Here is a 10,205-nt window from a genome sequence, read left to right as displayed (position 1 = left end):
ACGTTACTTAATGTCTCTGAAATACGAGACATAAGTAACGACGAGCGCAAAGTCCCTTTCAAAAATGATGATTACCTTGCTTCCGGGACTTTGAGTTTCCGAAGGGCATGTAAATCAATCATCAGAGACAACAAAATCTAGAAATCACCAAAAACGAAAATGCGGCAAGGCAATTACTATAGTTCTCTGTCGGCAGAAAACGCTATGTTGTGGCTGCAAAATTCTTAGTATTCTTTGACATAATAAGCAATATGTGGTTGTGAAGGATTTGAGGTATGGGAAGTTTGAGTAAAGTAATGATAAATAATAAAGGCACTTCTTGATCTGACTGAGATATTGCGCTTTGTGCGTAAGGCTCGTCATATATGATCAAGAGGTGCCTCTTTTTTGATAGAAACTACTGTTGTGTGGTGCGACATCGCCAAGAATTGCTTTAGCTTTGAACTCGACATCGCCAAGAATTGCTTTAGCTTTGAACTCGATATCACCAAGAATTGCCTTAGCTTTGACCTTATTCCACTTTGTCTGGGTTCTCCGGAATGGCTTCAATTGCGCTGATCGCAACATCCAGCCAATTACCCTCCAGATCTTCAACAGCACCAGCGTCACTGGCTGCCGCAATGGAAGGAGTCATAGGGATGCGTCCGAGCACCGGAAGATGGTACTGAGTAGCAACTTCATCAACATGACTTTTGCCGAAAATTTCGATTGCTTTGCCACAGTCCGGACATTCCACGTAACTCATATTTTCGATGATACCAATGATCGGAATATTCATCATTTGTGCCATTTTGACAGCTTTTCCTACGATCATAGATACCAGTTCCTGTGGGGAGGTTACAATGACGATGCCGTCAACAGGGATGGTTTGGAATACAGTCAAAGGAACATCACCGGTTCCCGGAGGCATATCGACAAACATATAATCGACATCTTTCCACACTACATCCTGCCAAAATTGTTTCACCGTGCCGGCAATGACCGGACCACGCCAAATAACCGGATCTGTAGCATCTTCCAATAACAGATTAACAGACATTACCTGAATGCCGGATTTGGAAACAACAGGATATATTGCATGCTCGTCGCCTGTAGCTTTTTCGTTGATGCCATATGCCTTTGGAATAGAAGGACCGGTAATGTCCGCGTCCATAACAGCGGTATGGTAGCCTTTTTTCTGGAAGTTAGCGGCCAGCAAAGATGATACCATAGATTTGCCGACACCGCCTTTGCCACTAACAACGCCGATCACTTTGCGAATGCTGCTCTCTGCGTGCGGCTTTTCTAAAAAGCTCTTTGGATCTCTTGATGCACATGCCTCTCCGCAGCTCGAACAGTCATGATTACAATTTTCACTCATTTCATATCCACCTTTCTGTGAAATTAGTTGGGTATAACAACGTTTGACCCTAACATACGATTATAACAGTGATGAGAAAAAAAGTCCATCATTCAAACAATCAACGATCAACGATCAGAGATAACAAAATCTAGAAATCACCAAAAACGCAAATGCGGCAAGGCAATTACTATAGTTCTCTGATGGCAGAAATCGCTCTTTGGTGGCTGCAAAATACTATATAGTCATTGACATAATAAGCAATATGTTGTTGTGGAGGATTTGAGGTATGGGGACTTTGTGTAAGTAATATGCGATTCGACAGCAGCTTCGTATAAGCCAAATCTGAATCATGAAGTAAATGAACGATTTTGTTCTAACAAGCTTTCCATATACATATAGTGGTACAGAAGTATAGAAACAGGTTCAGAAATGAGGAAAAGAATGGGTCGTTATGAGCGAATGATTTGCTATTTGTATGAATATCAAGATGGACACAAGGGAGCCAATGTTGGCTATGTCAAATTGGAAAAACGCGGTGAAAAGTGTCGGGTGCTGATTCAAATGCGGAGAGCTGACCTTGCCACTCTGCCACAGGCAGCATTGTTTCAGCAGGAAAAAACAGGCGTGCTGCTTATACCCATTGGCGTCATGAGAGATAATAATGGCAGTATGAAGGGGCAGTATGAGGGAAATGTGGACAATCTTGCAGGTACCGGGCTGTCTCTCGACGATGTACATGGAGTATTGGTTTATGTAGAAGAAGGACATTATTTTGCATCAACATGGAATTTGGAACAGATCGATGCACGGCAATTACGTTGGTGGCAGGGGGATCAACATGAGGATGCAGGAAAAGCAGAGGCTTTACCTGAGGGCGGCAACGAGACACCGCAAAACATGGTTATTTCATCAGATGGTAGCAACGGGACACCGCAAAACATGGATGTTTCATCGGATAGTAGCAGCGAGACACTGCAAAACAAGGTTGTTTCAGCGGATAGTAGCAGCGAGACACCGCAAAACATGGATGTTTCAGCGGATAGTAGCAGCGAGGCACCGCAAAAAGAAGTTGCTTCATCTGAGAGAGGCATCAATACACCGCGAAAAGAAGTTGTTTCGTCTGGCAGCGGCAGCAATATAGCACAGAGATTTGCGGATCATCTTGCCTCGGCGCAGGCAGGGATTTCCCGGACACCCGAGAACGCTTCAATGGAACGTTGTAGTCAGTCGGCGGAGGTGACAGGGCAGTCAATCTGCGGAAGCTGTCCATTTCAGCGCAAAGAATTGGACTATGGCAAAAAAATGTTGCTTACTTTTCCGGTGATGCGTCCGTTTGGGGAACGTTATCCCGGACAATGCGTGCGAATAGAGCCGCAGGATATTGGATGTTTGCCGATGAGAATGTGGTCCCTTTCCGGAAATCCGTTTTTAATGCAGGGATATTTTCAATATCGCCATTTGATCTTTATGGAATGGGAGAAAGGATATGTCATCGGTGTTCCGGGCATCTATAGTAACATGATGCAGTCGAAGGCGGAGAATGCCGGATTTCGTGAATTTATTGCCATCTGTGGACAGAAAAACTGTCGCGGAGCTTTTGGATATTGGCTGATGCCACTGGACTAATCTTCCGATGAATCCGGTACTATGTAGGTGTAGAGGAGATGATCCCGGTATTGTCCGTTTATTTGCGCAAATGAATGCAGATAGCCTTCCCGTACAAAGTGCAGATGTTCTAGCAGTCGGATAGAGGACTCATTTTCCGGGAGAACCATCGCTTCGAAACGATGCATTTCATAGTGTTTTGCGACCAAAGGCAGCAAAAAGGCAATTGCCTCCTGCATATAGCCGTTGCCAGTGGCGGTTTGATCCAGTTTGTATCCGATCATGCATCGATGAAAGGCTCCGCCCTGAAATTCGGAAAAGCAGACACAGCCAATCGGGATATTGCTGTTTTTTCGAAACATCCAGTAACGAATATATTTTGACTTAAGGAAAGCATTGTATTCCCAAGTAAGATTGCGGGATTGATAGGTAATGGTGTAAAAATATTGTGGACGCAGAGGCTCTACCGGCTCTAACGTATTACGGTTTCGTTCATAAAAATCCAAAACGGCTGACGAACTGTCCGGTTTTAATATACGCAATTCAAGCCGCTCTGATTGATAATAGGTTAACATGATAACAATCCTCATTTCTGTCTAAAATCTGACTCACACCTTCGTATTTATATCGATACAAAGACTGAGTGATCTTATAAAAACATATCGGATTGGTGCGGAAAATGCAAGTGTTTCGTAGGTGATTTTGGCAGACAAAAGGTTGTTCTAATATACAAAAAAGATTATAATGAACACAGCACACTTAACTTAGGAGTCCCTTTTAGACTCCGTTATGCGCAGAAATCATGTGCAGTTATTATGGCATAACTACGTTAGAAATGAGGAAAAATGGCGGTGCAGAAAGACAATACGGAAAAATATATGAGGGAGGCGATCAAGCAGGCGAAAAAAGCGGCAGCAATTGGAGAAGTGCCGATCGGCTGCGTGATCGTAAGAGACGGAACAATATTAGCGAGAGGATACAACCGTCGGAACATTGAGGGGAGTACTCTGGCTCATGCCGAGATCATTGCAATAAAGAAAGCGAGTAAAAAATTGCAGGATTGGCGTCTGGAAGACTGCGAACTCTACGTCACGTTAGAACCGTGTCCGATGTGCGCCGGTGCGATCGTGCAGGCCAGGATTCCCAAAGTTGTGATCGGTGCTATGAATCCGAAAGCCGGGTGCGCCGGAAGCATTTTGGACTTGCTGCAGGAAAAACGCTTCAATCATCAAGTGGACAAGGTTATTGGAGTACTGCAAGAGCAATGCAGTCAGATGATGCAGGATTTTTTTCGGGAATTGCGCCGGCAGAAAAAAACGCAAAAAGAACAATCTTGACAGGGCATACAGGAATCTATATAATAAAATTTGTGTCGTTTCTGTAAAAGAAGCGCTCGAAGATGCGAGTAGCATCCGCTTGATTTTGTCATAAGATTTCCGTGCTAGCCGGGGAGATAGCGGTTCCCTGTACCTGCAATCCGCTATAGCAGGGGTGATGTTCTGTTTCGGGTCTATGGCTTGCAAAGCTGCCCTTTGTAAGTGGCGTTGACGCTTTGGTCTTGCGCAATGGAAACTCATGAACCGTGTCAGGAGGGGAACCTAGCAGCACTAAGTGAGATCTTCCGTGTGCCGCGAGGTTGCCGGGGCTGAGTTAACTGCAAAGGTAACGTTTGCAGCGATGGATTCAACGCAGAATGCACGGTTTTTTGTTATTTTATAGGAAATTGCTGTTATGTAGTGTGACGTTATCAAGAGTTCCCCGTCGCTGTTTTCAATAAGGAGGAGATTGAATGAATACGGAGCGAAAACCCTATTGTGTCAATCAGATCATGAAGGGTGAAATTATTTTTGAGCGCGGCAGTGAAGCTGCTTATGTTGGGCTTGTATTGAAAGGTCGAGTACGCATACAGGCAGAGGGTGTTAATTTGGTCATTGGATCCGGACATTTCTTGGGATTGACGGATTTACAGGATGGGATGTATCGTGTTACATATCAAGCTGAAACGGATCTCGCAATCTATATCTTTCGTGCCGGCGAACTTCAGGCGACCCTTCAGCAGATTTTTAAGGCGAACAAGGATTATGCAGCACTTATGGTTGCTACATTAGGAAAATATATACATGCTCTTGCGGGTGTATATCACACGCTGGAAGAGCAGGCAGAGAGGGATTATGAATTTTTGCAGGAACAGTATAGATCCTATCAGGTGATTGGGCAGGAGTTAGGGATCACAACGGATGAACTGCCTGGGATTGAAGAGTTGTCGCCGTTGATGCATTGGACGGCATTAGATGAAGAAAAGATTACTTATTATGATATCTTAAGCGGATTGAAACAGGATGTTCAAAAGGCATATTTTGGTGCATCAGAGACGATTGCAGTCTATCATATTAAGGACCAGATCAATCTGCTTCGTGATCTGCTGGATCAATGTGAAGCAGATGCAGCATATCTGCAGAGTTTGGTTGGCCCAATGTTTCGTACAGACAAAAATTTATATTTATCGGTTTTGCATATGGTGGCAACTGCCAAGAGGATTGATGCGGACACGAAAGCCGGGATGGAGATTTTTGATAAGTTGATCGATGAGATCAACCGTTTGGAAGAAGTTTTATACGAACAGGCAAGTATCAATCTGCAGATTGACCATAATTCTATGGATAATGCATACTACAGCCTAATCTGTGATGGGGCATCACAAGAAGAAACAGTGGATGCTTTGACGGAAGAGTTTGCCTTAGTAGAGGAAAACTTTGTCAGCGTTGAGGAGTTAGATCATTCCTTGGAGCACATTTTAAGGTATTCAGAGCTTCCAATAGAACAAACACAGCAATTTGAAGCGGATGTTCGAGCGTTTGCAGCATTGTCGGACAAGATGTCGACGGATGACAACGCAAGAGAATTGCGTCGTAATATATTAAAACAGTATTATCCGCTGTATAAGGCAGTATATTATAAAGAGTATCACAGCACGGAGGAGACACCGATCGAGATCGACCTTTTCCTGCGTTATGGATTTCTAAGTGAGACATTATTGACGGAAGAATTGTTAGAGGAGCTGCTTTCGTTGGACAACGATCGTTCCGGACGCGGAGACTGCCGCGTTTATGATATGAAAGAATGGCTCACCGAGGTTTACGAGGGGCGTAAAAGTCCTTCTAAGAGTGAATTTGATCTGGATTATGAAGATTTTCTGCGAGATCAGAAAAAAACCGGACGGATCACGGAAGCGCAGATGAAAGAGCAGCTTGAGGATCGCGATGCAAAATTGGATTACGAGATTACCAATATGTTCCGCGTAAATCATCGTCTGGTAAGTGGTCAGGCATCGGTATTCGTACCGTTTTTGTTTACGGAAGGAAGTTCAGCATCATTGCAACGTACCTTTTTATCAAAAGATAAGATCAATGCGAGCCTGCGCAAGCTCAGACAGATTGATTATTCGGTATTTTATCGTGAGATGCTGTTTCATAAAGACGATTCGCCGATCACAAAGGAATATATGATGGAAGAGGTGGCACCGGACGTTATTTTGCTGCCTGCTTGTGGTACCAAAGGGATTATGTGGCAGGAACTGAGCGGCCGCAGAAGAAATTCCAAAGGTCGTTTTTTGATGCCTCATTTCTTTGAAGGGGATTTAGAGCTTGCCATGATTCAGTTGTGCGGACGTTTTCGCTGGGAGCTGTGTCGCACGATGCAGGGGACTTCGTGGAACAATATTCAGATAAAATCGCTGACAAGTGAATATAGTGATTATATCCAGTTTTACCGCAAAAACAGGGATTTGTCAGAGGACAAGAAAGAAAAATTAAAAATGCAGATCCAGAAATGCAGAAACAATACACGAGAGGTCTTTGTGACGGATTATATTAACTGGATCCGACATGAGGCAAAGGGCGGGATCACGTTAAATAAGACGGTTCGAGAGATTATGGCGACGTATTGCCCGTTTACTAAAAAGATTCGTGAGACAATAGTAGAACAACCGTTGTTCCGTGATGCAATGGCACGTTTTATGCGTGAAACAGGTAAGAAAAATAAAGAATATGCGTTAAAATTCCGTGTATGGGAGAAAGACGGCATAGAAGTTCCGGCAGAGATCATACAGACAAGAGATTTTTACCGCGATCTGTAAACGGGGTGGATCATATCCAACCGCCGTCAAAACGCAGCACCTGGCCGGTCAGGTACTCTCCGCTTTGAGCGACTTGTACAATAAAGTCAGCGGTTTCTTCGGCAGAAGCCGGTCGGCCGACAGGGATTTCCTCAAACAGAGAGCTGCGCTCGTCGTCGGAAAGCTGTCCATTCATCCGGGTATCGATAAAACCACAGGAGACTGCGTTGACAGTAATGTGACTGGGACCGAGTTCTTTTGCCAAGGCTTTGGTGAAAGCACAGACACCGCCTTTCGTTGCAGAGTAAGCAACTTCAGTGGAGGCTCCTATTTCGCCCCAAACAGACGTGATGTTTATAATTTTGCCATATTGTTGGGCGAGCATGGTCGGAATGACAGCACGACAATTGTAGAATACAGAGGACAGATTGCTATTTACAATGGCAGTCCATTCATCGTCTGACATATCCTGTAGCAAACCAACATAGGAGATACCTGCATTGTTGATGAGCAGATCAATATGTGGGTATGTGATCTGTATTTGTGAAAAAAAATCTGCTACTTGAGCACTGTCGCCAACATCGCACTGCATCGCAAGACAGTTGCGGCCGTTAGCGGTAATCTGCTTTGCAACAGCAGAGAGCGCTGTCATGTCTTTTTGACAGCAGATGGCAAGGTCGTAGCCTGCCGCTGCAAGTTTTAGGGCGGTCATCTGACCGATCCCATGAGATGCCCCGGTTACTATAGCTGTTTTGGCTGTATTCATACTAACCTCATTTCGTGTAAAATTTATCTGTAATAAAAGTAGTATAGCATAATGGCAATATACTTTACAGGGGTAAAAAGATTTGTTATAATAGTTTGAATGTTTGTGTAATGAAAGCTGGGGGTTTGATAGCAGCGCATAGATATGCGACGATTAGTGGGAAAAGGAGAAAACAAGCATGAAGGGTACTAAGAATAATATTTGGAAAGTATTTGCTATTAATTTGGGCAAGTCTATCCTGGGAATTTGCATTTTGATCGCCGTTGGATTTGGCAGTTACAAAATATCCTATCACTTCCTATCGAAGAATGCGACTAACGTGAATACGGATAAGGATAGTATTAAGGAGATCATTAAGGAGGCGAAGACAGAGGATATTTCTAAAAACTTAATCTATGTATGTAATGAAAAAGATCAGATCACACATATGATGGTTGAAATATGTAATACTAAGACCAATAATTTGGATTATGTTACAATACCAACAAAGAACGATTATACAATTCCGACAACAATGTATCGCAAACTATGTACTATAAGTGAGAATATTCCGCAGATCATGCGTATCAGCAAGCTGAAACAGTATTTTGCAGATGAACAGCAAGCGTATGGATACGGTTCGTTGATCGTGGAAAAGATGATCGGAACAAGTTTAAGCTATTATACGGTTTTGGATGAGGAAACATATAACAACCATTATCAGGAAGTCAAAGTAAAGGTTAGTTACAAAAAGACTGTGGATGTAGAACAGACCGCATCACCGGTTGCCTCTGCATCGCCGGAGCCATCCGGAGCCAAGACAAAGATGAAGATTTCTTGTGCCAGCGATGCGTATGTGCAGCAGCTTAAAGATCTGAATGGTGATGAATCGAAGATTGCGGATTTTATCAAATCACAGTATGATCGCGTGACTTCCAATCTGACAGTGACGAACAAGATTGGTTATATTCAAAGTTATGAGCAGATGAATGTGGACTATTTCCATTATTGGGGATGTCCGGGAAGCTACGATGGTAAGGTGTTTGTTGTAGATACAAAGGCTGCCAAGAAGTTTTTCAAAGGTCTGATCAATAACGAAGTGCCATATACAGCGGCTCAGGATCTTACGACAACGCAAAAAGCGACAACGTCGCCTGCAGCAAGCAGTAATACGACGCCAAAGCCAAAGAGAGGTAAGAAAGCAGTAAGTTCCAAAGGACTTAAGATAATTCTGCTCAACGGCAGTAAGATTGCCGGACTGGCCGGTAAGACACAGCAGAAATTACAGAAGAAGGGGTATACTGTACCTCAAGTAGGGGATTATACTAAAGAGACCTTGACACAGACAAAGATTATTGTTAAAGAAGATGGTCAAGGAGAGGATTTGAAGAAATATTTCAAAAATCCACAGGTAACCGTTGGTATGGTGGATCAAGGATATGATATCGAGATTATTCTGGGTACCGCTGATGCAAATCAGTAGCAAGGATGGTATAACGAAACGATGCACGCTTCAGTAAAAGTGCTGGATATTGACATTGATATGATGACGAATGATGTCTTTGTCCAGAAAATGAATGAATATCTTTCGGACGATAAGTTAGATGTGATATTATTTGCGTCGACGGAGCTGTTAGATAAGGCAATGGGGGAGGAGTCGTATCGTGAAGTGATCGAGCAGGCGGATTTGATCCTGCCCGGTGAGGAGGCACTGCTTAGTGCACATCATGTTGAAGTGCTGGAAGCTGGTGGAATGGTAGTCAGCTGTAAAAGCTTTGGCATTATGTTAGAAAATCTTCAGAAAAAAGATCAAAGCGTATATATAATAGGAAAGAGCAGCACGGAAGTAGAACAATTGGAAACTTGGTGCAAACGTATGCAGCCGGGGCTTCGATTATCAGGAAGTGTTGTGTATGATCCGGATATGGAGGCCGCAGCGCTGATCAATGAGATCAACAATCATACGCCGGATATTTTGTTGGTAGATTTAGAGACCGGGCCGCAGGAAATTTGGATCATGGAGCATTTGCCATTGCTGCATGCGCGTCTGTGTGTAGCGATCGGCGGTGTGGTGAGCTTGATCTTGGCTGAGGAAAAAGAAGCGCCGGAGTGGGTCAAGAAACTTCATTTGGAACCGCTGTATGAGAAACTGGTTCGCCAGCAATCGGTCAAAAAAGATGTTCAAGCACGTATATTTCGAAAGAAAGTTGTGCAATATAATAATAAATCAGATGAAAAAGATATTTGAAGTAAGAGAGGATAACCAATGATAGGTTATCCTCTTTTTGATGTGCGCCTTGCGGCGCACGTCGCCAATGGGTGAAAGTCCCTAATCCGCCCTAGTAGTGGGAAGGATACAGCCAAGACCAAGGGTGTCCATCGTGAGGTGGAATCTGAAG

General features: G+C 43.7%; 8 protein-coding genes and 1 other RNA gene. 6 read left to right on the top strand and 3 right to left on the bottom strand.

Annotated features, from left to right (window positions below; genetic code table 11):
• Positions 1-511: 511 nt before the first annotated feature.
• Positions 512-1,360, bottom strand: a complete 849-nt coding sequence (locus DW981_RS13295) for an Mrp/NBP35 family ATP-binding protein (protein ID WP_022024707.1) — start codon at positions 1,358-1,360, stop codon at positions 512-514.
• Between the two features lie 423 nt (positions 1,361-1,783).
• Here DW981_RS13295 and DW981_RS13290 point away from each other — a divergent pair, with 423 nt between their 5' ends.
• Positions 1,784-2,968 carry a DUF6128 domain-containing protein gene (locus DW981_RS13290; RefSeq protein WP_022024706.1) on the top strand — a complete coding sequence of 395 codons (1,185 nt, stop codon included), beginning with the start codon at positions 1,784-1,786 and terminating at the stop codon, positions 2,966-2,968.
• Here the strand turns inward: DW981_RS13290 and DW981_RS13285 are convergent.
• Complete coding sequence (locus DW981_RS13285; protein ID WP_182434293.1) at positions 2,965-3,522, bottom strand: GNAT family protein; 558 nt, start codon at positions 3,520-3,522, stop codon at positions 2,965-2,967. The two genes, DW981_RS13290 and DW981_RS13285, sit on opposite strands and share 4 nt — an antisense overlap.
• 270 nt (positions 3,523-3,792) lie before the next feature.
• On the opposite strand from DW981_RS13285, the gene tadA reads away from it, so the two are divergent.
• From tadA to DW981_RS13270, 3 genes are all read left to right on the top strand, one after another.
• Positions 3,793-4,284 carry a tRNA adenosine(34) deaminase TadA gene (gene tadA, locus DW981_RS13280; RefSeq protein ID WP_118508057.1) on the top strand — a complete coding sequence of 164 codons (492 nt, stop codon included), beginning with the start codon at positions 3,793-3,795 and terminating at the stop codon, positions 4,282-4,284.
• A 99-nt stretch (positions 4,285-4,383) separates the two neighbouring features.
• An RNA gene (gene ffs / locus DW981_RS13275) (signal recognition particle sRNA large type) lies at positions 4,384-4,648 on the top strand.
• An 88-nt stretch (positions 4,649-4,736) separates the two neighbouring features.
• Positions 4,737-7,082, top strand: coding sequence for a cyclic nucleotide-binding domain-containing protein (locus tag DW981_RS13270; protein ID WP_118508056.1), 2,346 nt, complete (start codon positions 4,737-4,739; stop codon positions 7,080-7,082).
• Positions 7,083-7,092: 10 nt separating this feature from the next.
• Here DW981_RS13270 and DW981_RS13265 read toward each other — a convergent pair whose 3' ends face one another.
• Positions 7,093-7,827 (bottom strand): SDR family NAD(P)-dependent oxidoreductase, encoded by a 735-nt coding sequence (locus DW981_RS13265; RefSeq protein ID WP_022024702.1) that lies wholly within the window; start codon positions 7,825-7,827, stop codon positions 7,093-7,095.
• 178 nt (positions 7,828-8,005) lie between these two features.
• On the opposite strand from DW981_RS13265, the gene DW981_RS13260 reads away from it, so the two are divergent.
• Both DW981_RS13260 and DW981_RS13255 read left to right on the top strand, forming a co-directional pair.
• A complete protein-coding gene (locus DW981_RS13260; RefSeq protein ID WP_118508055.1) occupies positions 8,006-9,289 on the top strand; it encodes a LytR C-terminal domain-containing protein in 1,284 nt (427 codons plus the stop codon).
• Positions 9,290-9,310: 21 nt separating this feature from the next.
• Positions 9,311-10,054 carry a WecB/TagA/CpsF family glycosyltransferase gene (locus DW981_RS13255; protein ID WP_118508054.1) on the top strand — a complete coding sequence of 248 codons (744 nt, stop codon included), beginning with the start codon at positions 9,311-9,313 and terminating at the stop codon, positions 10,052-10,054.
• Positions 10,055-10,205: the final 151 nt, after the last annotated feature.

Source organism: Clostridium sp. AM49-4BH, from assembly GCF_003478335.1.
Taxonomy (GTDB): domain Bacteria; phylum Bacillota; class Clostridia; order Lachnospirales; family Lachnospiraceae; genus Butyribacter.
This window is presented reverse-complemented; position numbering and strand designations above follow the sequence as displayed.